The organism is uncultured Veillonella sp., assembly GCF_900545795.1.
Lineage (GTDB): Bacteria > Bacillota > Negativicutes > Veillonellales > Veillonellaceae > Veillonella_A.
In genome coordinates this window covers 16374-41280 of sequence record NZ_URAR01000017.1, presented here as the reverse complement: position 1 = coordinate 41280, position 24907 = coordinate 16374, and the positions used below count along the sequence as shown (strand labels likewise).

Sequence of the window (24907 nt, the reverse complement as noted above, 5' to 3'; positions counted from 1 at the left end):
AAGTACGAGTGCGAGTACAGCTACATCCAGTGCAACTGTAGCAAGCACAAGCGCATCCAATGCAGCAGTAAGTGAAAGCAATGCAGTGTCTAGTGCATCCAGCGCATCTACTAGTGCCGATGCAGCAAGTACAAGTGCATCTAATGCAGCAGTAAGTGAAAGTACTGCATCCACTAGCGCATCCAGTGCATCTACAAGTGCTGAATCAGCAAGTACGAGTGCAAGCACAGCTACATCTAGTGCAACGGTAGCAAGTAGTAGTGCAAGTACGGCTACATCTAGCGCTACTGCAGCAAGTACTAGTGCCAGTGCAGCTGTATCTAGTGCGACTGTAGCAAGCACAAGTGCATCCAATGCAGCAGTAAGTGAAACTAATGCAGCGTCTAGTGCATCCAGTGCATCGACTAGTGCCGATGCAGCCAGCACAAGTGCATCTAATGCAGCGGTAAGTGAAAGTACTGCATCCATTAGTGCATCCAGTGCATCTACAAGTGCCGAGGCAGCAAGTACCAGTGCATCCAGTGCTACCTCTAGTGCAGATGCAGCAAGTACGAGTGCAAGTACAGCTACATCTAGTGCAACCGTAGCAAGCACAAGTGCAAGTACAGCTACATCTAGTGCAACCGTAGCAAGCACAAGTGCATCCAATGCAGCAGTAAGTGAAAGTAATGCAGTATCTAGTGCGTCCAGTGCCTCTACTAGTGCCGATGCAGCCAGCACAAGTGCATCTAATGCAGCAGTAAGTGAAAGCAATGCAGCTACAAGCGCTTCTAGTGCATCTACTAGTGCCGAAGCAGCAAGCACCAGTGCATCCAGTGCTACTTCTAGTGCAGATGCAGCAAGTACTAGTGCTTCTTCTTCCTTATCTAGTGCTGAAGTATCTGAATCGTGGGCTCAACAAGCTAGCACAAGTGCTTCCTCCGCTGCGGTTAGCGCAACAGAAGCTCAATCTAGTGCCGATGCAGCAAGTACAAGCGCATCCAATGCAGCGGTAAGTGAATCTAATGCATCAACTAGTGCTGAGGCTGCAAGTACTAGTGCATCTAATGCGGAATCTAGTGCTATCGCATCTGAATCCAGTGCAACCGCGTCCGAATCCAGTGCAACGGCATCTGCATCCAGTGCAACCGCATCCGCATCCAGCGCAACGGCATCTGAATCCAGTGCCACAGCGTCTGCATCCAGTGCAACGGCATCTGAATCTAGTGCAACGGCATCCGCATCTAGCGCAACGGCGTCCGAATCCAGTGCCACAGCCTTTGCATCCAGTGCTACAGCCTCTGAATCTAGTGCAACGGCGTCTGAATCAAGCGCAACGGCATCCGCATCCAGTGCTACCGCATCCGAATCCAGTGCAACGGCCTCTGAATCTAGTGCAACAGCCTCTGCATCCAGCGCTACCGCATCCGCATCCAGTGCAACGGCCTCTGAATCCAGTGCAACGGCGTCTGCATCTAGTGCCACAGCCTCTGAATCTAGTGCCACAGCGTCTGCATCCAGTGCTACAGCATCTGAATCTAGTGCCACAGCGTCTGCATCCAGTGCAACAGCCTCTGAATCAAGCGCAACGGCGTCTGCATCTAGCGCTACAGCCTCTGAGTCCAGTGCTACAGCGTCTGAATCTAGTGCAACAGCATCCGAATCCAGTGCAACATCTGCTTCTGAAAGTGCAAGCTCCGCAAGTTCTAGTGCGACAGAATCTGCATCTAGCGCGACAGCGGCTGCTGATAGTGCATCTAGTGCAGAATCTAGTGCTACTGCCGCTGATAGCAGTGCAAGTAGTGCCACTGAAAGTGCTGATGCTGCTAGCAGCTCCGCTTCATCAGCAAGTTCGGCTGCAGATTCTGCAAGTGAAGCGGCATCTACAGCAACGGCAGCTGCATCCAGTGCAACTGAAGCAGCAAGCTCTGCATCTACGGCTGTATCATCCGCTATTCAAAATCTTGTAGATAGTGGCATTACTGGTGGTACAGCTACTGGTGATGGTGCTACTACGGTTGGTACTGACTCGGAAGCAACTGGTGACAATGCAACTGCTATGGGTGACAGTGCAACCGCAACTGGTACCGGCGCATCTGCTGTAGGTGCTGGCGCAACTGCTGAAGGGGATAATGCATCATCTCTTGGTGCTAATGCTACGGCTATTGGCGATAATGCATCTGCTTTAGGTGCTAATGCGGTAGCTACTGGTAGCGGGGCTACTTCCGTAGGTGCTGGTGCTTCTGCTACAGCAGACAACGCAACCGCTTTAGGTACAGGTGCTTCTGCTACTGCTTCTAATTCTGTAGCCTTAGGTGCAAACTCTGTAGCTGATGAAGAAAATACAGTATCTGTTGGCTCTGCTGGTAATGAACGTCGTATTACTAATGTAGCTGATGGTATTAATGACACGGATGCTGTAAATGTTCGTCAATTGAATTCTATGAATAGCTCCTTGACTAAAGAAATTAGAAATGTTGGTTCTTTAAGTGCCGCTTTAAGTAGCTTGAAACCAATTCAATATGATCCAGCTGAACCAACTCAAATTATGGCTGGTGTAGGTACATATCGTGGTCATAATGCAATGGCAGTAGGCGTAGCTCATTATATTAATGATTCCACTATGATCAATGCTGGCCTTGCTTATGGTGATCATGATGCTAAAGTGATGGCTAATGCTGGTGTAACCTGGAAATTCGGTACATCTTCACAACGTGAAAGAGCTGAAGCACAACAATTAGCAGGTAAGGAAGCACAACAACGCATTAACCAATTAACGGCAGCTAATGAAACACAAGCTAGCCAAATTCAACAGCAACAAGCTGAAATTACTGCTCAAAATGAACGTATTGCTAAACTTGAAGCAATGGTAGCTCAATTGGCAGCTAAATAAGAACTTGGTTGACCGTATAAAACTCTAAAAAATCCTTCTAGCATTAAACTAGCAACTATTTACTAAATTTTATTTAGGAGAGTAGTTGCTAGTTTTTATGTTGCTTATTATAAGTTGTAACTTTTAAATGTTAAGAAGTTGTAAACTTTAGGCTATCTGTTATATAGTTACAAGGAAAAGTTTAAAATATATTTTAATTGAGAAAATACTTCTAGTATTCATATTGATTATATATAATGCACTTTAAGTCATTTGGTAAAACGCGAAAGGAGTTGTAAAATGAAAAATAAAATTCGCATTGGGATTACTTATTTTTGGGGCTCTCAGTATAAAAATCTCTGGTCCAATGGGGCTGGTCAAAATATGTATTTTTTGAAGGAAACATTGATGCAAATTCCTTTTGTAGAAGATGTATACTTTGTCTACTGGGGAAATGATGCATCCTCAGTGCCTCGTAATTTAGGTCTTGATGTGATGAATGTAAAGTTATACTCCTACGAAGATGTGCTGACTACAACGGATGTACTTATAGAAGGCACTTTGGCTCTTACCCCTGAATTAGAGCGTTTATTTAGAAATCATGGAACTAAAATTATTTCATTTAGAATGGGGAATGATTTTATATGGGATTTGGAAAAGTTTATTAATCATAAAGATGGGGGGCGTGCGTTTAATGGCGCAACCTATGATGCTGTATGGCTTATTCCACAAATTGTAAAAACCAATCTTCCATATGTAAAGATTATGACTCATAGTGAAGTGCGTGAAGTGCCTCATTTATGGGATCCAACATTTATGCAGTGGGGGATTAAACAGCTGCCGAGAGAATATCGCTTTGGCTATAAAGCGAAGCGAGCATTAGGACAACGGCGGATTTCAGTTTTTGAACCTAATACATCAGTAGTTAAAAACGTATATGTACCTATTCTCATCGCTGAAGCTTTGTACAAAAATGAAAAAACAGCCATTAGTCATGTGTATTTATGTAATACCTTTAATCAACGAAATGTGTCTGGGTTCCATAATTTTATTGGTTATACACAACTTGTAAAAGACAATGTGATGACGGTGGAAGCGCGGTATCCTATGCCATACTTTTTGTCTAAATATACTGATATTGTTTTATCGTTTCAGTGGGAGTTGGGCTTAAACTATGCTTATTACGAAGCTTTGTATGGTGACTATCCACTTGTGCATAACTCGCCTTTTTTAGAACAAGCTAATGTAGGTTTTTACTATCCTGAATTTGATGCCTTTAAAGGAGCTGATGCATTGCGGGAGGCTATTTACCATTATGACGATCATATAAAAGAACATCGACGCAACAATGCACGTTTTTTAGAGAGTTTGTCACCTTACAATGATGATGTTGTTAAAGCGTATAGTGAAGCGTTACGCAGTATATGGTAGATAGAAATAAAATATTCTGATGGATTGATAATTTTATCTATATTAAAACAATTCAATTTTTAAATATTTTATAAAATATAAATAAAATAAAAAAGAAGGTTAGTTTATAAATGAATTGACATTCTTATTGACTAGACGGTAGAAAGTATTCAATCGCAAAAGAGTACAAAGTATTCAATGATAAAAGAATATAAAGTATTAGATTGCAAAAGAATACAAACTAATCAGTGAGAAAAGGGTACAAAGTATTCGCTCATAAAAGAGCGAAAGTACTTTGACCTAAAAAGTTAATAATATTGATATAAAATACTAAAAATAAAAATAATAATAAAACTAGCACAAAGAACAGTAATTGTACTTTGTGCTAGTTTTTTGCAATAAAATTGAAAAATAAGGGGAAATTTCGAAGGTTTAGCCGGAAATTTCATAGTGGTTTTAGATGAAAATAGTATAATTTTACTCATAAAATTTCGTGCAAATATTGTATTAGATTGTGTTTAAAGGAGTTTATAATGAAGTCAAAGATTCGCATTGGTATTACGTTCTTCTGGGGGTCTACGTATAAGCATATTTGGTCAAATGGGGCAGGGCAGAATATGTATTTTATGAAGGAAACTCTTATGCAGATTCCTTTCGTAGAAGATGTATATTTTGTTTTCTGGGGGAATGATCTTAAGACTTTGCCTAAGGAGTTAGAAGTAGATGCTATGGGGGTGAAGATTTACCCTTATGAAGAGGTGGTAGAAACTACGGACGTACTTATTGAAGGTACGCTCACATTGGAGCCATTTTATGAAAAAGAGTTTCGTAAATATGGCGCTAAGATTGTGTCTTTCCGCATGGGCAACGATTTTATTTGGGATATGGAGAAATTCCTCGTTGGCAAAGATGGTGGCCGTGGTTTCAATGGCAGTACGTATGATGCTGTATGGGTTATTCCTCAAATTGCAAAAACGAATATACCCTACATTAGTATTATGACCGGCGCCAAAGTGAGTGTAGTTCCTCATATTTGGAATTCATTTTTCTTTGACCGTCAAGTAGCGCAATTACAAGAGGGGCTTCATTTTGGTTATAATCCAGATAAAACGAAACCAGGACGCCGCGTATCTGTGTTTGAACCGAATACATCAGTTGTTAAAAATTGTTACACACCAGTATTAATTGCAGAAGAAGTATACAAACGCGATAAGGATGCTTTAGACCATGTATATCTTTGTAATACCTTTGATCGTCGCAAAGTATCTGGTTTCCACAACTTTATAGGGTATACACAATTGGTAAAGCAAAATATTATGACTGTTGAAAGCCGTCATTTAATGCCATACTTTTTGTCTCGCTACACAGATATTGTATTGTCATTCCAATGGGAATTAGGTCTTAACTATGCGTATTATGAGGCTTTATATGGCAATTATCCACTTGTGCATAATTCCCCATTCTTAAAAGAAGCCAATGTAGGATATTTTTACAATGAATTTGACGCTTTTGAAGGGGCTGACCAACTCTTGGCGGCGATTTATCATTATGATGAACAGTTTGAAGAGCATAAAGCTAGAAATGAAGCGTTCTTAGAAACTTTGTCCCCCTATAATAAAGATGTTGTGAAAGCGTACCAAGATTTACTTGAAGAGGTATTGGCGTAATATTAGTATTTTGGGGAGTGGTAATAGTAGGGGATTTTAGCTTTGAGTGGTAAGAATAGGGGCTTTTAGGTTGGAGCAGTAATGGTAGGGGGCTTTTATGTTGGAGTGGTAGTAATGTGGGATTTTACGTTGGAGTGGGAGTAGCAGACTCTTTTGGGTTGTAGTGGTACTAGAAGGCTCTTTTTATTAAATAAATGAGAATTAATTTTATTTGTATTCTTGGCGAATGTTTAGATATATAGTTAGCTAAATCAGCAGTAGCGAGTAGTGTAATATTAATAATGAAGAAAAAATGTAGTAAAAACATATAAAAAGCTTTACTACTAGGCATAAAAAATATGTATAATTGGAATAAAATATTCTCTACACTATAGAATGTGATGGTGGTATACTGATACTGGTTTACAAGTAGAAAATAAATATAACTTGTAAAAAAGTATCAGAAAGGGGGCTTTGTGATGAAAGTCGGTTTTAATTACATCACAGAACCAAGTCGTCGCCGTGTAGGTTTGTCTGTACTTATCGGCATTATTGTAGGTATTATTGGCGCTATTGCTAAATGGGGGTGGGAAGTACCATTTCCGCCACGCAATCCAGATGTATTCTGGCCAATTGGCGCTATGGAACGTGTAACTCCACCAAAAGTTATACTCGATATGTTTCATACATCTGACTTATCCTATACCTTCTCAGGCGTGCATTTACCACTAGATGTATTTATCGTTCATGTATTATTCTCGGTCGTATTTGGTGTAATGTACTGTGTAATTGCGGAATATTGGCCACGTATTAAAATGTGGCAAGGCTGCGTATTTGGCTTCTTTATTTACTTGTTTGCTCATGTAATTGTAATGCCATTAATGGGTCTTGTACCTCCATTGCCAGAAATTCCATTTGATGAACATGTGTCTGAATTATTTGGTCATTTGTGGTGGCTTTGGATTATGGAAGTAGCACGTCGTGATTTGCGTAATCGAATGACTGGCGAGCTTGATCCTGAAAAATACGAATAGTAATAAGGTACACGATTCGTAATAAAGAATACGAACAGTAATAAAAAGTACGAATCGTAACAGATATATGGCTAAAAAAATACCTCGTCTTAACGAAACTCTTAATGCAGTGACCACAAAAGGTTAGACTTAAAAAGTTTAACTTTAAGGGGGGTTGTTGTATTGAGAGAATCAATAAGACGAGGTTTTTTATTTATTACTTAATAAGGTTTTAATTTATTACTTTATAGGGTTTTTATTTATGACTTGATGAGTTTTTGTTAATTATTTATTATTAGACGAGTTTTTATTATTTATTATATTTTTTTAACAAGTCTGCTAATAGAAGACCATGAGCTTTTTCTTCTTTAGCGATGCGTGCCACTTCGTTACTAGCATCAATGAAACCAGCTTCTTTAAGTTCTTCGGCGCGAGCGGAGAGATTGTCATCGGCAGCCTCTTCCAGCGCTTGAATTTGTTTTACCATATTCCAGAAGCTTTCATTTACTTCGCCATTAGCCACAGCATACATACCAGCATGTTCACCTTCTTGTACGGCAATGTGATGAAACACTTTGGCTGCATCGTCGAGGCCTTGCTGTTTAGCTAGATGGGCTAGTGCCATGTACACTTTTACACCATATAACTCAGCTTGTATGGAGTTGTTGAAAATTTCTTCAAATTGAGAGCCTTTAGTGGAATTATATAATGACATATTAATTTCTCCTTTGTATAGTGAAAATATAACCTATGTAAGTGATAGGGATTAAGGAAGCATGTTTTCTTATAATGCCAGGTACGTTACAAGATAAATTTATAGGTTTATAGATTTGCTTCTATATTTATGATAACATAAAACAAAATAGCTGTCAATTTAAAAGCATACAATCAAATGAAATGAATATAGTTGAGTAGTTATTTTATTATGTCTGAATAGGCATAGGTAAATTGAAAACTTTGCATGTATTTCATGCGATTTATATTGACAATAGAGCTGATTTCAGATAAACTGATGTATGGTACTAGAGTTTTCTGAATGGTTTTCGAGAGCTTATTATAGTTAAGAATTAGATAGAGTATTTAATTTAATGTATAGGTATTATTTGTAATATATCCATAAACATAAGCTGTAATACTCAAAGGACCAAAATTAAAGTTTTTTGAGAGTGTGTGTTAGGAGGGGACAATGAAGAAGCGAATTCTTGAAGCAGCTGTTAAAGAAATTGAACTCCATGGTGCATCGTTTCGCATGGATGATTTAGCTAAGCGATTAAATATTAGCAAGCGCACTTTATATGAAAATTTTTATTCTAAAAATGAAATTATAGAGCGAATCGTTGTGTCGCGTGCACATGAATATCATCAATTACACCGCGATATTTTAGCTGATGAGTCACTTGATTTTGAAGCAAAATTACGCAAGTATTTTACAAAACTTGATGTGAATAATGCCATTCGTGGGGACCAATATCGCATTATGTTTGCAGCTATTCCATCTTTGATTGAGCAAGTAGAACGTGTTATGGCGGAAGATTGGGATGAATTAGCAGTGTTTTTCGAAGAACAAATTAAATTGGGCGTATGTCGTCCATTTAACGCTCGTGTGTTAGTGGAGATGTTAAAGAGCAATGTACAAACAGTATTTAGAGATCCTAATCGGAATCCTGAATATTGTTTTGAGCTTTTTGAAGACATCGTAGATATAGTATTACACGGAATTTTAAATGAGGAGGCAAGTAATGAGTAAATTTCGTTATTTAGGTGCTGTAGCTGGTGTTATGGCTATGGTGATGGTTCTTGCGGGATGTGGTCAGCAAGAACAGAAGCAAAGCGAAATAGCTGTAAACACTTATAAAATTGCAACATCTGATGCGCAGATTCCTGTTTCCTTTAATGGTACAGTAACGGCTCAGAATAGCACAGCTATTCATGCACGTGTTTCAGGACATGTGGTAGAAAAATATGTTAAAGGTGGGGAACAAGTTGTGAAGGGACAACCTTTATTCCGCTTGGACTCTCGTCAATATGAAGCAAATCTTGCCAGTGCACAAGCTACAGCAGCAAGTAGTAATGCTTCCTTATTAAATGCAGAACGCGATTTACAGCGTTATCAACAATTAGCGGATGAAGATGCTATTGCTCGTCAAACTCTTGACACCCAAGCAAGCACTGCAGAACAGCAAAGAGCTGCTTTAGCTGCTAATGAAGCGTCTGTTCGCATTGCACAAGACAATTTACAAGATGTTGTAATTTATGCGCCATTTGATGGTACATTACAAATGGATGATGTAGACCTTGGTACCTATGTAACAGCTGGTTCTACAACATTGGTAACCTTGAATTCTGTTGACCCAGTATATGTACAATTCAGTATGAGTGAGTCTGAATACTTGAATTTCATGAAAACTACTGGTGGCGAAATGACTGATAAACCATTACAACTTCGCCTGGCTGACGGTAGTACATATCAATATACCGGTACAATTACTGAAGCAGCTAAAAACCTTGATAGTTCTTCTGGTCAATTAGTATTCAAAGCCTCTTTCCCAAATCCAAATCGTTTATTAATTCCTAATATGTATGCCACAATTATTTCGCCTGGCGATTTAATTAAAAATGCAATTTTAGTTCCAACAAAAGCGATTACACAGGTTCTTAATAAATCCTTTGTTTATGTAGTTGATGAATCAGGTACAGTAACGCAAGTTCCAGTGGAAACTAGTGGTACACAAGGTGTTTATACAATTGTAACAAGTGGTTTAAAATCAGGCCAAACTATCGTTGTTGACGGATTAACAAAAGTACGTAATGGCGTAAAAGTTAAAGGCACTGAAGTGACTAAAGCACAATTAGAATCAACTAATAAATAAGGGGGTATATCGTGTCGAAATTTTTTATTAACCGACCAATATTCGCCATCGTTATATCGCTGATCATTACGATTGTAGGGGCTATTTCTATGTTTACTTTGCCAGTAGCGCGGTATCCAGAGATTACGCCTCCGCAAGTACAAGTTAGTGCAACTTACACTGGTGCCTCTGCATCAGTAGTAAGTGACACTGTAGCCTCTGTTATTGAAAGCCAAATCGTAGGTGTTCAAGACTTTGACTACATGCTTTCTACAAGTACAAGTAATGGTACTTATTCCTTGACGGTTCAATTCGACCAAGGTACTGATGCTGACATGGACACAGTTAATACGCAAAACCGCGTGCAACGTGCCCTTGCATCCTTGCCTACAGAAGTTCAGACCATCGGGGTAACAACTACTAAATCAACAGGCGATATGTCGTTGGTATTTGCTTTAAAATCACCAAATGGTACATATGATGAAACATTTTTAAAGAACTATGCATCTAACTACATGATGGACGAAATTAAATCTGTCGATGGTGTAGGTAGTGTGCAAGAGTTCGGTTCTGACTTTGCTATGCGCGTATGGCTTGATCCAACTAAGATGGCTCAACATGGCGTTACTGTAGCAGAAATTAACAGTGTTATTTCATCACAAAATAAACAGGCTGCAGCAGGTACGATTGGTGCTGACCCAACGCCTTCTGTACAGCAAAAAACAATGCCGATTACATTGGCTGGTCGTTTGACTACACCAGAAGAATTTGGCAACATTATTATCAAAAAAGATAGCAATGGTAATTTATTGCGTTTAAAAGATGTAGCAACTATTAATTTAGGTGCTAAGAGCTATAGTGTATCCGCCGTAGGGGAAGGTAAACCGGTAGCGGTATTCGCCCTTTCCTTGACAAATGATGCGAATGCGATTCAAACGATTTCTGAAGTTAAGAATATCTTAACTGAGCAGGAAAAGAGCTTGCCACCAGATGTACAATTACAGATCGTAGTAGATAATACTGAATTTGTAACGGCCTCCATTGAAGAAGTTATTCATACCTTCGTTGAAGCCTTGTTACTGGTTGCTATTATCGTGTACATCTTCTTGCAGTCCTGGCGCTCTACTTTGATCCCTATGATTGCGGTACCAGTATCCTTGCTCGGTACATTTGCAGCTTTTGAAGTACTTGATTTTACCATTAATACACTTACCTTATTCGCCATGGTATTGGCCATTGGTCTGGTTGTCGATGACGCCATCGTTGTTATTGAGGCCGTAGAATATGAAATTAAAGTCAATGGTAAAAATCCACATGATGCAACAGTTATCGCCATGGAAAATGTACAAGGTCCAGTAATTGGTATCGCCTTTGTATTGGCTTCTGTATTTATTCCAGTATCCTTTATGGGTGGTATGACTGGTATCTTGTACAAGCAGTTCGCGTTGACCATTGCCGTGTCTGTAGGTATTTCAGCTTTCGTGGCCTTAACCTTAACTCCAGCGCTTTGTGCTATGATGCTTCGTCCTCATAAGCCAAATGAAAAAGAGAACTTCATTCATCGTGGTTTAAATAAATTCAATGAGTGGTTAGATAAATTTAGTGACTGGTATGGATATCGCCTAGCTAAATTAGCTCGCCATTTATGGATTACAGTTGTAGCATTAGTGGCTTTTTCTCTTGTATCTGTAGGGGTATTTAGAGTGTTGCCATCAGCCTTCGTGCCTGCTGAGGATAGTGGTTACTATATGATTGCTATTCAATTACCAGACGGGGCTACGACATCGCGTACCTTGAGTGTTATCAGTAAAGTAAGTTCCTTCTTACAAGAGGATAAAGATATTAAAGGCAATATCGGTGTATCTGGCTTTGACATTTTAGGTGGCGGTCAGAAAACAAGTGCTGGTATTATCTTTGCTACCTTAACTGATTGGGGCGAACGTACAGGTGTAGGTCAAGACATTAACACTAAACTTGGTAAGACCATGGGCTTTGCTGGTGGTAATGTACCAGAAGCTACTGTGTTAGCCTTAAACCCACCTCCAATTCCTGGCCTTGGTAATACTGGTGGTTTCTCCATGTATATTATCAATAAAGCTGGTGACTCTCCTGAAGAAATGGCTCAGGTTGTTAATGAGTTCTTAGGTGAAGCACGTCAAAATCCAGTGTTCGGTTCTATTTATACAACCTATAGTGATGGAACACCATCTTATGACTTTGAAGTTAACCGTGATAAAGCAGCTCGTGATGGTGTAAGCGTAAGTGATATTTTTACAACACTTCAAGGTTTCTATGGCGGTATTCAAGTTAATGACTTTACTGAATTTGGTAAAAACTACAAAGTAGTTATCCAAGCTTCTCAGGATTATCGTATTTCGCCAGAAATGAATAGTAATATTTATGTAGCCAATAGTGCTGGTACTTTAATCCCAGTATCTAACTACATTACATCTACAGCAACGACTTCCGTATCTACGATTACACGTTTTAACAACTATCCAGCTGTTAAAATCGGTGGTAGTGAAGGTAGTGGCTACAGTTCTGGTGATGCTATTGCAGCGTTACAAGAAGCAGCTAAAAACTTGCCACAAGGTTATAGTTATGAATGGGCAGAGCAATCTCGTGAAGAGGTTAAATCTGGTAGCCAAACTGGCTTGATCTTGGGCATGGGTATTGTGTTCGTATTCTTGGTGTTAGCGGCCTTGTACGAATCTTGGAAAGTACCATTTGCCGTATTGTTCTCTGTTCCATCAGGGATTATTGGTGCAGCGGTAGCTCCATATTTACTCAACTTGACTGGCAGTTATAGCTTGACTAATGATATTTATCTACAAATTGGTCTCTTAACGCTCATTGGTTTGGCCGCGAAAAATGCGATTCTGATTATAGAATATGCGAAGATTCGTGTTGAAGAACGCGGTATGCGCATCGTAGATGCAGCTATTGAAGCGGCTAAAATTCGTTTACGTCCAATTTTGATGACATCATTGGCCTTTATTCTTGGTTGTATTCCATTGGCTATTTCCACAGGTGCTGGTTCCGGTGCTCGTGTATCCATGGGTATTACCGTAGTAGCGGGCATGACATCAGCTACTATTTTCGGTATCTTTGTTATTCCAATGCTATTTATTATGATTGAAAAGATTGGCTTAGGTAAAAAGAAATAAGTTAGCCTTTTCAAGCTAATCTGTTCTGTATAGTTAACTATACAGCTCAATAAGTTAATAGTGATAAGTTAATATTATAGATAAAACATATTAATTTTAGTGTATAAGGTGTAGGCCTAGACTACTAAAATGCAAAAATAAGTTTTAATTATTAACTTCTATATTAAGGATCGATGTATTTTATATCGGTCCTTTTTATTTACGTATCTACCACTCACGTGAGGGGAGTTCTTTTCTGGTAGATTAAAATCCGCAGATAAAAGACAAAGTAATTCTGAATAAGAAAAAATAATATATTCTATATAATTTACTTTATTAATTATTAAAAATATGCATTTTAAGCATGAGTAATATTTATGTGATTGTGGTATAATTTAAAACAAGTAGAATCAGTTAAAAGGGAGTCCTTTTATTTATGTGTTGATGGAGGTAGTGTTATGAATATTGCTATTTCGTTAGTAGTAATTCTGTGGGTTGGCCTACTAGTATTTAAGCGCTACAAAGCACAAGCCGTGCTCTTGTTAGGTGGTATTATTCTACTCTTGCTATCCCACTTGCTTGGTTATGGCGAAATTATTCCTGCAAAACAATCGACAGGCAATTTTATTTTCGACATTTTTGAGCAAATTAAAAACTTATTTAGTAGCCGCGCTGCTAAATTAGGTCTAAACATTATGGCCGTAGGTGGTTTTGCTCGTTACATGGACCATATTGGTGCTTCTCGTGCGCTAGTTACCTTAACTATTAAGCCATTAAGAGCTCTAAAATCTCCATATATCGTACTAAGTGCGTGCTGGATTTTAGGTATGGTTATTGGTCTAGCTATTAACAGTGCGTCTGGTCTTGCCATGTTATTGATGGTTACTATGTATCCAGTATTAACAGCTCTTGGCGTGAGCAAATTGTCTGCTACAGCAGCTATTGCTACAACTTTATGTTTAGACTGGAGTCCAAGTGACACCGGTACTATTTTTGCTGCTGAACTTGCAAATATTGACCCTGTAACATATTGGCATTCCTATCAAGTGCCAGTGGCTCTTTGCGTAATTCCTGTAGTAGCAGTATTGCATTATTTTACTCAAAAATATATGGATAAACGCGATGGTCATGTTGTTCAAGCTCAAGCTGGCAGCGTTGACGAAGGTAAAATGACTAATGAAGACTTAAAGAAAGAAGCGCCTATTTATTATGCGATCTTACCTGTTATTCCATTAGCTATTATTTTATCCTTCTCTAGTTTATGGATTTCCTGGATTAAGATGAACATTATAGTAGCTATGTTTGTAGGTACTGCAGTGGGCATGATTTTCCAATTCCTTCGTACCTTTAATGGCAAATTGGCTATGGAAGACTTACAAGTGTACTTTGATGGCATGGGCCGTCAAATGGCAAATGTAGTGAGTCTTATCGTAGCAGGTGAAATTTTTGCTAAAGGCTTAATGTCTATTGGTACTATTGATGCCCTTATCGAATGGGCTAAGACTTCCGGTTTCGGCGGTATTGGTATTACATTAGTTATGGTTTCCATCATCGGTATTTCTGCCATTGTAATGGGATCTGGTAATGCGCCATTCTTCGCATTTGCTAACTTAGTACCAAATATTGCAGCACATACTGGTGTGTCTACGGCACTAATGATTTTACCAATGCACTTTATTGCGAGTGCGTTCCGCGCTATTTCTCCAATTACAGCTGTAATCGTTGTAGCATCTGGCATGGCAGGGATTTCTTCTTTTGACCTTGTAAAACGTACAGCAATTCCTATGATTGGCGCAGGTATTACATTAGTAATAGCCAACTTCGTGTTCTTCTTATAAAATATTGATTCCCCCAAGGATTGAAACTACTTTTTGTACATCTTCAACACAAATAAAGGCAGTAGTAGAGTGATGAGCTCTACTGCTGCTTTTTCTATTTAGTTAGGTTATGAACTGTATGGCTATTAATAACGTTTTATCTTCTTATCTTTTTGTTTTTTATGTATATTTTATTTTTTCACTCATTATGTGATTAAGGCTTATTGTCTTAAGAAATTAAATCTCAATGAATCCGAAAATTAAAGTTACTAGGAGAAATAATTATAAGTAATAGATTTTTAAATCTAGTAAAAGGGGCGCATATAGAGTAAGTAAAGTAGAAAATATGGTTGTACTATGAGAAATTGTAATACATGAATGGCTAGTAAAATGTGAGTAAAAATTTTATTTTCCTTTGCCTATACATACAGAAATAAAGGAAATTATGATATAATGTATAGATGACAAATGCAAGTTATTGTATTTAATTAAGAGGTGAAATCATGAGTAATGAAGTAATTTTAGTAACTGGCCATAAAAGTCCTGACACAGACTCTTTTTGCTCTGCATTAGGCTATGCAAATTTAAAGAATCAAATGGGTATTCCTGCAAAAGCAATTTGTGCAGGCCCTGCTAATAAAGAAACTAGTTTCGTATTAAACCATTTTGGCATTGAACATCCTGAAATCGTTACTAGCTTTGCAGTACGCATTAAAGATGTAGTAGAGAAAGTACCTGCTGTACCGGCTACAGCTGATCTTAAAGCAGTACTTGCATGGCGCGACGAACATGATATGAATCGCGTGCCTGTAGTGGAAGGGGATAAATTTGTTGGCGTTATTATGCCTAAGCGTTTAATCGAAGCACTTGGCAATGCTTGGCTTGAAAATAAAGAAGTAACAGCTGGTGACATCGTTTCTAAAGCTGGTTGCCAAGTTATTAATCCTGAATTAAAATTAAGCGAATTCAGCCGTGGTCATGCTGGGGCCTATCCTGTAGTTGATGGTGAAATCTATCTTGGTATGGTACGTGCCAATGCTGAAGCTCCTAAGAATAAACAAAAAGTAATTCTTGTTGACCACAATGAAAAAGTTCAAATCATTGATGATATTGAAGAAGCTGAAATTATTGAAAATATTGACCATCACCGCATTGGTGGCTTAACGACTGAAAATCCTATTTTCATTCATTATGAGCCAGTAGGTTGTACTTGTACAATTGTTGCTAATTTCTATTGGCAATATGGTCAAGAAATTCCTAAACATATTGCAGGTGTATTATTATCTGCGATTATTTCTGATACTGTATTATTCCGTTCACCAACTTGCACTCCAAAAGATAAAGAAACAGCTGAAAAATTAGCTAAGATTGCTGGTGTTGATTTAGAGGCATATGGCATCGAAATGTTAAAAGCTGGTGCTGATGTATCTGATTTCAGCGATGAAAAAATCGTTCGTACAGATATGAAGGAATTCACTGCTAATGGTCAAGTAATCAGCATTGGTCAGCTTACTACTATGAGTGCTGATGATGTGTTAACTCGCAAAGCTGATTTACTAGTAGCACTTGAAGACTTACGAGCTTCTAATGGCTATGCAGCATCTTATATTATGGTGACTGACATTTTAAAAGAAAGTACTAATCTTTTATTTGCCGGTGATGTAGCAACTGTAGTAGCTAATGCATTTGGTAAAGAAGTGAAGGATCAAGAAGTATTCTTGCCAAATACATTATCCCGTAAGAAACAAATTGTTCCTCAAATTTTAGGGGCTATGAAATAAGAATAATTGGCCAAAGACGGCATGGCTAGTTGTATATAATAACAAAAACGTTGCTCCTAGCAACGTTTTTTGTTCGTTGTATGTATGTTACTTGTTTGGGTTTTAATAAAGAAAGGTTGATTATGAGTCAAGCACTATTTGAAGGCTTAAATCGTGAGCAGCAAGAAGCCGTAAAGACCACTGAAGGGCCATTACTTATCGTGGCCGGTGCTGGGTCAGGTAAAACTCGCGTACTTACATATCGCATTGCCTATCTATTAGAGCAAGGTGTGAATCCTTATGAGATTTTAGCAATCACCTTTACCAATAAGGCAGCCAAAGAAATGAAGAGTCGTGTAGAAGATATTGTAGGCTCTCTTGCAGATCGCATATGGCTAAGCACATTCCATTCTTTTTGTGCTAAATTTTTGCGCTTTGAGCTCGATAATTTTTTAGGTTATAGCAAAAATTTTACTATTTATGATACAGGTGACTCTCAAGTTGTGCTTAAGGCGGCCTTAAAAGCACTTAATCTTGATGATAAATATTATCCTGTTAATGCGATGATGAGTCAGATTTCTGATGCAAAAAATAGACTTTTATTTGCCCACGATTATCGCTTACAAGCTCGAGATTTTTATAGTCAAAAAGTGGCCGATGTATACGAATACTATGAGCGTGAACTTCGTAAAAACAATGCCTTAGACTTTGATGATTTACTCTTAGTAGCGGTGAAGCTCTTGCAAACAAATGAGGCCATATTAGAGAAATATAGCCGTCGTTTCCGCTATATTATGATTGATGAGTATCAAGATACGAACCATGCACAATATACCTTGGCGCATTTATTGGCGTCTAATTGGGGAAATATTTGCGTAGTAGGTGATGCTGACCAAAGTATTTATGCTTGGCGTGGTGCAGATATTCAAAATATTTTAGACTTTGAGAAAGATTATCCTAAGTGTAAGACTATTAAATTAGAACAAAACTATCGCTCCACTAAAACGATTCTGGAAGCGGCTAATGCTGTAATTGAAAACAATGAAGGGCGGCCAGAAAAGAATTTGTGGACTGATAAGGATTTAGGTGCTAAAATTCGCCATTTTACGGCTCAATCGGAACAAGAAGAGGCGGCCTTTATTAGTCAAACCATTGCTAAAGAACATGAGACTCATGATGTGCCTTATGGTGATATGGCTATTTTATATCGTACTAATGCGCAGTCCCGTGCCCTAGAAGAAGGTTTAATTAAACGAGGCATACCTTATACTATGGTAGGGGGCACTAAGTTCTATGACCGCAAAGAAATTAAAGATGTACTGGCGTATTTAAAAGTTATCTTCAATCCTTTTGATGATTTAAGTTTAATCCGCATCATCAATGTGCCTAAGCGCAGTATTGGGGCGACGACGGTATCAAAATTACAGGAATTTGCCAGAGAAACGGGCAATTCCTTATTCATGACTTTGACTATTTTAGATCAGATTCCGACTATAAAAGGAAAGACACGAGAAAAGCTAGAAGCATTTAGTATTCTCATCTTTACTTTAGTATCGCGCATGGAAGAGCTTACCGTATTGCAGGTCTTAGAGGAGATTTTAGCTCAAACAGGCTATTTGAAAGAGTTAGAAGCTAGTACAGATCCTCAAGATGAAGCGCGCGTAGAAAATATTGGCGAATTATTATCGGTAGCTAAAGTATTTTTAGATGAAAATCCTAATGGTACGGTACAGGACTTTTTAGAACAAGTGGCCTTAGTCAATGATGTAGATACTTATGAACAAGCTGACTCGAAAGTAACTCTTATGACCTTGCATTCCGCTAAGGGCTTGGAATTTCCAATCGTATTCTTAGCTGGTTTAGAGGAAGGGCTATTTCCACACAGCCGAACCTTGATGAATCCTGAGGAAATTGAGGAAGAACGTCGTCTTTGTTATGTAGGTATAACAAGGGCAGAAAAAGAATTATATATGCTAAACGCTGCAACGCGGACAGTTTTTGGGCGAACAAATAGCTATTTGCCTTCGCGATTTTTAAAAGAGATTCCCAGTGAATTCATTGAAGAATTGCGAGCTAAGCGTCGTATTCCAGATGAAATTAAGCGCCATGTACCACCTCATATGTCCGTCTTATCGCGCCCTGTTACAAAACCAGTGGTGCGCAATCCCGTGGTAGCAGACTGGCAAGTAGGCGATACGGCTAATCACAGTAAGTGGGGCGAAGGGACTGTTCTTGAGGTGCAAGGCGGTGGCTCTGGTATGAAGCTTAAGATTAATTTCCCTACACAGGGCGTGCGCATTATTATGGCAAAATTTGCACCGATTGAAAAAGTGTAGGTCATACTATGTATATAGCAAGAAGCTTGTTAGCCAGTATGAATTAGGAGACACATAATGACAGTATTAAATCAATTAAAAGACGCATATTCCAAGGCTGCCAATGTGGAGGAGAAAACTCATGCGCTCCAACAATTATTGGCTCATTGTGGATATTTATACTATGTAAAAGATGCGCCAGAAATGGAAGACTATGAGTATGACAAGCTCTATCGTGAACTGGTGGAGCTAGAGACGGCACATCCTGAATATATTACGTCCTATTCACCAACGCAGCGTGTGGGGGCTAAATTGACTGGGGATTTTCCAAAAGTGATTCATGGTCGCCCTATGCTTAGCCTTAGCAATGTATTTAATGCAGATGAAGTGCGTGCTTTTGGTGAACGTGTGCGCAAGGAATTAGGTCATACACCTGAGTATGTAGTAGAACTTAAAATTGACGGCTTAGCGGTTAATATTCACTATGAAAATGGCTTGTTTACGAGAGCGGTGACTCGTGGTGATGGCAAAGTAGGCGAAGATGTGACGGCCAATGTGCGAACCATTCAATCGGTTCCTTTATATATCGAGAATGCGCCGCCTTATATTGAAATTCGCGGTGAAGCCTATATGCCACATAAAGAGTTTCAACGCATTAATGAGGAACGCGAAGCAGCAGGTATTGCTACTTTCGTAAATCCTCGCAATGCTGCGGCTGGCTCTTTACGCCAATTGGATCCTGCTATGACGGCAAGTCGTAATCTTGACTTCTTTGCCTATGCGATTGGCATGGAAGAGGGGGCGAATATTCACTCTCAAAAAGAATTATTAGAAGCCTTAGAATCCTATCATTTTCATGTAAATCCTCATTATACTTTGTGCCATACCATTGATGATGTAGTGGAGCGCATTGCTTACTGGGATGAAGAGCGCCATAATTTGCCTTATGATACAGATGGTATGGTAATTAAGGTGAATAGCTTTGAAGACCAGGAGCAATTAGGTGCTACTGTAAAAGATCCTCGTTGGGCGACGGCCTATAAATATGCTCCAGACGAAGTAGAAACTATAGTCAATGATATTACTATCAATATTGGTCGCACTGGGGTGTTAACGCCTACAGCTGAGCTTGAGCCAGTTTTCGTAAGTGGCACTAATGTGGCACGAGCGACTTTGCATAATGGAGATTTTATCAAAGACAAAGATATTCGCATTGGGGATCATGTGTTAATTCACAAAGCAGCAGAAATCATTCCTGAGGTAATTAAAGCGTTTCCAGAAAAGCGAACTGGTAATGAAGTGGTATTTACTATGCCTACACAGTGTCCAATTTGTAATTCTCCAACGGTGCGCCGTGAAGGTGAGGTCGCTGTTCGTTGTAGCAATCCGCATTGTCCGGCAGTGGAAAAAGAAAAAATTATACATTTTGCTTCGCGTGATGCCATGAATATAGAAGGGCTTGGTCCAAGCATTGTGGAAAGCTTAATTCGCTATAAACTCATAAGTACAGTGGCTGATTTATATAAATTAACAGAAGACCAGCTCATTACTATGGAGCGAATGGGCAAGAAATCGGCACAGAACTTAGTGAAAGCCATTGCTGAATCAAAGTCACGTGGCTTGGGGCGCTTGCTATTTGCGCTAGGAATTCGACTTATAGGGGCTAAAGCCGGCCAGACGATTGCGCAACAATTCCCATCCATGGATGCACTTATGAATACTACCGAAGAGGACTTTACTCATATTGCTGAAATTGGACCTACTATGGCTGCTAGTTTAGTACAGTATTTTAAAGAACCACATCATCGTGAACTCATCGAAGAGTTGCGAGCCTTAGGGGTCGTTATGGAAGAGACTATAGAAGTGCCTCAAGGCGATGAATTAGCCGGGGAAACCATTGTCTTGACAGGAACTTTAGCTAGTATGGGGCGTAAAGAGGCAGGCGATCTCTTGGCCAGTCATGGCGCTAAAATTACCGGTTCTGTGAGCAAAAAGACCACCATGGTCATCGCTGGTGAAGAAGCTGGTAGTAAACTAACAAAAGCTGAATCCTTGGGCATACGCATAGTATATGAAGCGGAATTTTTAGAGCTCATTAAAGATTGGCAATAATGTGTATACAGTGTGAGCTCGCATGTGCGTACAATTAATCAATGATATGCGAATAATTAAGCAATAATATTCGAACAATTAAGCACTAATGTGCGTGCCATATAGTGATGTGTGTACAATATGAGCAACACCGTTTGTGTACTTTTAAAAATAATTTGTATATAGTTAATTAAGAGAATTGAGAATTGAAATACTCTTATATTTGGCTTGTTCTAGGCGATTTGGTATAATGTAACAATGAAAGGATGTGTACTGATGAAAATCAATCGGGATGAAATAAAAAACATTGCTCTTTTATCTCGTCTAGAAGTAGACGAAGCACATATGGAGCAAGTAGAAAAAGCGTTAAATGATGTACTTTCCTATGTGACTGAATTGGAAGAACTTAATCTTGAAGGGGTGGAGCCAATGGCTCATGCGGTACCACTTCAAAATGTATTCCGTGAAGATGAAGTAAAACCTTCACTCGATCATGCTCTTGCTATGCAAAATGCACCAGAAGAAACAGATGGTTACTTTACAGTGCCTCGCGTAGTACAGGAATAGGAGGAACAACAGTGACCATTCATGAATTACATAAAAAACTTATAGCAAAAGAAGTATCTGCTGTAGAGTTAACGAATGCTATTATTGCTCAAAAAGCTAAAACTGAGCCTATCGTTAAGGCATACTTATCCGATTCTCACGAAGAGGCCTTAAAGGTAGCAGCTGCAGTGGATGCTAAAATTGCTGCTGGAGAAGTGATTTCTCCATTAGCCGGTATTCCAGGGGCAATTAAAGATAATATTTGTATTAAAGACCAAAAGGCGACTTGTGCGTCTAAAATGCTTGAAAACTTCGTGCCACCATATAATGCAACGGTTGTAGAACGTTTACAAGCCTTAGATTTAGTAAGCCTTGGTAAGCTTAACATGGATGAATTTGCTATGGGTGGTTCTACAGAAAACTCTGCTCTAGCTAAAACTACTAATCCATGGAATGCTGACTATGTACCAGGTGGCTCTTCCGGCGGTAGTGCAGCTTCTGTATCAGCTGGTAGTGCTGTATGGGCTTTAGGCTCTGATACAGGCGGATCTATTCGTCAGCCAGGCGCTTATTGTGGCGTAGTTGGTTTAAAACCAACGTATGGTAATGTATCTCGTTTTGGCTTAATCGCCTTCGCTTCTTCTTTAGACCAAATTGGACCTGTTACGCGCGATGTAACCGATGCGGCGATTGTGTTAAATGCTATTTCCGGTCATGATTTCAGAGATTCCACATCCATTCCAGGGGATCGTCCTGATTACACTAAAGCTTTAGTAAGCGATGTAAAAGGTTTAAAAATTGGCCTTCCTAAAGAATTCTTTGGGGAAGGGATCAATAGCGAAGTTCGTGAAGCTATTCAAAAAGCAGCTAAAAAATATGAAGAGTTAGGTGCTGAAATTGTAGAAGTTAGCCTTCCAACGGCTAAATACGCTTTATCTGCGTATTATATTATTGCCTTAGCGGAAGCTAGCTCCAACTTAGCTCGTTATGATGGCGTAAGCTATGGTCTTCGCGTGCCAGCTGATAATTTAGTGGAAATGTCGACTAAGACTCGTACGCAAGGCTTTGGCCCTGAAGTACAACGTCGTATCTTGCTTGGTACTTATGTATTGAGCTCTGGCTATTATGATGCATATTATTTAAAAGCCTTAAAAGCGCGTCGTTTAATTAAAAATGAATTTGATGCGGCATTTGAAAAAGTAGATGTACTTCTAACACCTACAGCACCAAATACAGCATTTAAATTTGGTGAAAAAATTAATGATCCATTGTCCATGTACATGGAAGATATTTGTACAACCCCTGTTAACTTAGCGGGGATTCCTGGCATTTCCATTCCAGCTGGTTTTGCAAGCAATGGAATGCCGATTGGACTTCAATTGTTAGCTCCTGCCATGGGAGAAGAAGTATTGCTTCGCACAGCCTATACGTTTGAACAAGCGTGTCCAGAATGCAATAAAATAGCACCAATTGGGGAGGTAACACTATGAAATATGAAACAGTCGTAGGGCTTGAAGTCCATACGGAACTGAAGACTAAATCTAAGATTTTTTGTGGCTGTACCACTGAATTTGGTGGCAATCAAAATACCCATGTATGCCCAGTTTGCTTAGGCTTACCAGGGGTACTTCCAGTGCTTAATAAAAAAGTAGTGGAATATGCTATCCGCGTTGGTTTAGCTCTTAATTGTGAAATTTTACATTTTAATAAATTTGACCGCAAAAACTACTATTATCCAGATTTACCTAAGAACTGGCAGACCTCTCAATATGATTTGCCAATTTGCTTAAATGGTTATTTAGATATTGAAGTGAATGGTGAAACACGCCGTATTCGCATTACCCGTATTCACATGGAAGAAGATGCTGGTAAATTAGTTCATAGCGGCAGTACGATTAGCACTTCGGATTCCTCAAATGTAGACTATAACCGTACCGGTGTACCTCTTCTTGAAATCGTATCTGAGCCAGATCTTCGCTCTGGTGAAGAAGCGCGTGCGTATGTAGAGAAACTTCGCTCTATCATTAAATACTTAGATGTATCTGATGTGCGCATGGAAGAAGGTAGCCTTCGTTGTGATGCTAATATTTCTGTACGCTTAATGGGCGAAGAAAAATTAGGTACCAAAACTGAAATTAAAAATATGAACTCCTTAACAGCTCTTCAAAAAGGGATTGAATACGAAGCGCTTCGCCAAGCAGAAACAATTGAAGACGGTGGCGAAATTGTGCAAGAAACGCGCACCTGGGATGATAGCAAGGGCATAACACTTTCTATGCGTAAGAAAGAAAAAGAAAATGACTATCGCTATTTCCCAGAGCCAGACTTGGTGCCAATTGTAATTACAGATGAACAAATTGAAGCAGCGTGCAAGGAATTGCCTGAGCTTCCAGATACTAAACAAGCTCGTTTCCAAAGCGACTATGGTTTGTCTCATGAAGATAGCCGCATTTTAACAACAGCTCGTGAAACAGCAGACTATTTAGATGCCACTGTAAAAGCTGGTGCTGATGCTAAAACTGCAGCTAACTGGATGCTTGGTGATATGGCTAAACTTGTAAATGATGCTAATATTACTTTTGCAGAAGCGCAGATTAAACCAGAACAATTAGCTGGTATGATTGCATTAATTGATAAAGGAACTATTTCCGGTAAAATTGCGAAGAAGGTTATTGTTTCCATGTGGGAAACTGGCAAAGATGCAGCTACTATCGTAGAGGAACAAGGCTTAGTTCAAATTACTGATACAGGTGCTATTGAAGAAATCGTAAAGCAGGTTATTGCGGATAATCCTAAATCTGTAGAAGATTTCAAGAGTGGCAAGGGCAAAGCCATTGGGTTCTTAGTAGGCCAAGTTATGAAACAAAGTAAAGGCCGCGCTAATCCTGGCGTTGTAAATGAATTATTGCAGAAACATTTAAATGCATAATTTCAGTTTGCTGTATTTAGTAAACGATTCATCTAAGGCTAGCTAGTAAGTTCATAAGTACATAAGTATTTAGTAAGTTGTTCTGGCCGTCAGAAGATTGACATTGTATTGAGATTTTTTATATTTTTGTTGCGTATGAAGAGGAGCGATGTTAATGCGTGAAGAACAAAATTCGTACGAAAAAACAGAGACAAAAGTATTGTCTGAAGAAGAACGCCAATCCTTTGATGGGATTACCATTGACGAAGACGGTCGTGAGCAGACTGAACATGATATAAAAGAAGAGAAACAGTATTACTATCAGCAAGGGGAGAGCATTCCTCGCGTTAAAGTTTATTCCTTTACCTCCTTAGGTTGGAAAGGAAAATTGATTTTAGGTGCTGTTGTAGCGGCTATTTTAGTGGTAGTTGTCTTCTTTGGTGGCATGTTTATGCTAGGTGCTGCCGTACTTGCAGTGGCTGCACTTATTTTAGGGCTTATTAAAAAAATATTCTTTTAATTGCCTAAGAGAATCAAATATAAAAGGGAAGCCTC

The 24907-nt window shown here is 39.1% G+C and carries 15 protein-coding genes and 1 pseudogene; 15 read left to right on the top strand and 1 reads right to left on the bottom strand.

Translation table 11 applies throughout. The annotated features are described in order from the left end of the window. From QZR90_RS07915 to QZR90_RS07900, 4 genes and pseudogenes are all read left to right on the top strand, one after another. Nucleotides 1-2872, top strand: a pseudogene (locus tag QZR90_RS07915) (hypothetical protein); the annotation flags it as partial. A gap of 279 nt (nucleotides 2873-3151) precedes the next feature. Next, entirely contained in the window at nucleotides 3152-4282 is a 1131-nt protein-coding gene (locus QZR90_RS07910; RefSeq protein ID WP_295790548.1) for a DUF2827 family protein, read from the top strand. A gap of 512 nt (nucleotides 4283-4794) precedes the next feature. Then, on the top strand, nucleotides 4795-5928 hold the full coding sequence (locus tag QZR90_RS07905; RefSeq protein WP_295790546.1) for a DUF2827 family protein: 1134 nt from the start codon (nucleotides 4795-4797) through the stop codon (nucleotides 5926-5928). 458 nt (nucleotides 5929-6386) lie between these two features. Continuing rightward, nucleotides 6387-6941, top strand: coding sequence for a DUF1440 domain-containing protein (locus QZR90_RS07900; RefSeq protein ID WP_295790544.1), 555 nt, complete (start codon nucleotides 6387-6389; stop codon nucleotides 6939-6941). A gap of 289 nt (nucleotides 6942-7230) precedes the next feature. Here the strand turns inward: QZR90_RS07900 and QZR90_RS07895 are convergent, their stop codons facing one another. After that, complete coding sequence (locus QZR90_RS07895; RefSeq protein WP_295790542.1) at nucleotides 7231-7635, bottom strand: ferritin family protein; 405 nt, start codon at nucleotides 7633-7635, stop codon at nucleotides 7231-7233. Between the two features lie 471 nt (nucleotides 7636-8106). On the opposite strand from QZR90_RS07895, the gene QZR90_RS07890 reads away from it, so the two are divergent. The 11 genes from QZR90_RS07890 (at nucleotide 8107) to QZR90_RS07840 (ending at nucleotide 24872) form a co-directional block, all read left to right on the top strand. Next, nucleotides 8107-8667: a TetR/AcrR family transcriptional regulator gene (locus tag QZR90_RS07890; RefSeq protein WP_295790541.1), complete on the top strand. Its 561-nt coding sequence runs from the start codon at nucleotides 8107-8109 to the stop codon at nucleotides 8665-8667. Next, entirely contained in the window at nucleotides 8660-9790 is a 1131-nt protein-coding gene (locus QZR90_RS07885; protein ID WP_295790538.1) for an efflux RND transporter periplasmic adaptor subunit, read from the top strand. The genes QZR90_RS07890 and QZR90_RS07885 overlap by 8 nt, the downstream gene beginning before the upstream one ends. An 11-nt stretch (nucleotides 9791-9801) precedes the next feature. Then, entirely contained in the window at nucleotides 9802-12936 is a 3135-nt protein-coding gene (locus tag QZR90_RS07880; RefSeq protein WP_295790537.1) for an efflux RND transporter permease subunit, read from the top strand. Nucleotides 12937-13373: 437 nt separating this feature from the next. Beyond that, nucleotides 13374-14753, top strand: a complete 1380-nt coding sequence (dcuC, locus tag QZR90_RS07875) for a C4-dicarboxylate transporter DcuC (RefSeq protein ID WP_295790534.1) — start codon at nucleotides 13374-13376, stop codon at nucleotides 14751-14753. 482 nt (nucleotides 14754-15235) lie between these two features. Next, nucleotides 15236-16513 (top strand): manganese-dependent inorganic pyrophosphatase, encoded by a 1278-nt coding sequence (locus tag QZR90_RS07870; protein WP_295790533.1) that lies wholly within the window; start codon nucleotides 15236-15238, stop codon nucleotides 16511-16513. A gap of 122 nt (nucleotides 16514-16635) precedes the next feature. Beyond that, a complete protein-coding gene (gene pcrA, locus QZR90_RS07865) occupies nucleotides 16636-18828 on the top strand; it encodes a DNA helicase PcrA (RefSeq protein ID WP_295790531.1) in 2193 nt (730 codons plus the stop codon). A gap of 57 nt (nucleotides 18829-18885) precedes the next feature. Further along, nucleotides 18886-20919: an NAD-dependent DNA ligase LigA gene (gene ligA / locus QZR90_RS07860; protein ID WP_295790527.1), complete on the top strand. Its 2034-nt coding sequence runs from the start codon at nucleotides 18886-18888 to the stop codon at nucleotides 20917-20919. Nucleotides 20920-21174: 255 nt separating this feature from the next. Then, nucleotides 21175-21465: an Asp-tRNA(Asn)/Glu-tRNA(Gln) amidotransferase subunit GatC gene (gene gatC / locus QZR90_RS07855; protein WP_295790525.1), complete on the top strand. Its 291-nt coding sequence runs from the start codon at nucleotides 21175-21177 to the stop codon at nucleotides 21463-21465. Between the two features lie 11 nt (nucleotides 21466-21476). Next, nucleotides 21477-22934, top strand: a complete 1458-nt coding sequence (gene gatA, locus QZR90_RS07850; protein ID WP_295790521.1) for an Asp-tRNA(Asn)/Glu-tRNA(Gln) amidotransferase subunit GatA — start codon at nucleotides 21477-21479, stop codon at nucleotides 22932-22934. Then, the gene (gene gatB, locus QZR90_RS07845; protein ID WP_295790518.1) at nucleotides 22931-24373 is read left to right on the top strand and encodes an Asp-tRNA(Asn)/Glu-tRNA(Gln) amidotransferase subunit GatB; all 1443 of its coding nucleotides are present in this window, start codon (nucleotides 22931-22933) and stop codon (nucleotides 24371-24373) included. The genes gatA and gatB overlap by 4 nt, the downstream gene beginning before the upstream one ends. Nucleotides 24374-24527: 154 nt before the next feature. Then, nucleotides 24528-24872 carry a DUF4229 domain-containing protein gene (locus QZR90_RS07840; protein WP_295790516.1) on the top strand — a complete coding sequence of 115 codons (345 nt, stop codon included), beginning with the start codon at nucleotides 24528-24530 and terminating at the stop codon, nucleotides 24870-24872. Nucleotides 24873-24907: the final 35 nt, after the last annotated feature.

What these genes read in the sequence shown, in the direction of transcription:
- QZR90_RS07910 (WP_295790548.1), top strand. Translation starts at nt 3,152, where the DNA reads ATGAAAAATAAAATTCGCATTGGGATTACTTATTTTTGGGGCTCTCAG.
- QZR90_RS07905 (WP_295790546.1), top strand. Translation starts at nt 4,795, where the DNA reads ATGAAGTCAAAGATTCGCATTGGTATTACGTTCTTCTGGGGGTCTACG.
- QZR90_RS07900 (WP_295790544.1), top strand. Translation starts at nt 6,387, where the DNA reads ATGAAAGTCGGTTTTAATTACATCACAGAACCAAGTCGTCGCCGTGTA.
- QZR90_RS07895 (WP_295790542.1), bottom strand. Translation starts at nt 7,635, where the DNA reads ATGTCATTATATAATTCCACTAAAGGCTCTCAATTTGAAGAAATTTTC.
- QZR90_RS07890 (WP_295790541.1), top strand. Translation starts at nt 8,107, where the DNA reads ATGAAGAAGCGAATTCTTGAAGCAGCTGTTAAAGAAATTGAACTCCAT.
- QZR90_RS07885 (WP_295790538.1), top strand. Translation starts at nt 8,660, where the DNA reads ATGAGTAAATTTCGTTATTTAGGTGCTGTAGCTGGTGTTATGGCTATG.
- dcuC (WP_295790534.1), top strand. Translation starts at nt 13,374, where the DNA reads ATGAATATTGCTATTTCGTTAGTAGTAATTCTGTGGGTTGGCCTACTA.
- QZR90_RS07870 (WP_295790533.1), top strand. Translation starts at nt 15,236, where the DNA reads ATGAGTAATGAAGTAATTTTAGTAACTGGCCATAAAAGTCCTGACACA.
- pcrA (WP_295790531.1), top strand. Translation starts at nt 16,636, where the DNA reads ATGAGTCAAGCACTATTTGAAGGCTTAAATCGTGAGCAGCAAGAAGCC.
- ligA (WP_295790527.1), top strand. Translation starts at nt 18,886, where the DNA reads ATGACAGTATTAAATCAATTAAAAGACGCATATTCCAAGGCTGCCAAT.
- gatC (WP_295790525.1), top strand. Translation starts at nt 21,175, where the DNA reads ATGAAAATCAATCGGGATGAAATAAAAAACATTGCTCTTTTATCTCGT.
- gatB (WP_295790518.1), top strand. Translation starts at nt 22,931, where the DNA reads ATGAAATATGAAACAGTCGTAGGGCTTGAAGTCCATACGGAACTGAAG.
- QZR90_RS07840 (WP_295790516.1), top strand. Translation starts at nt 24,528, where the DNA reads ATGCGTGAAGAACAAAATTCGTACGAAAAAACAGAGACAAAAGTATTG.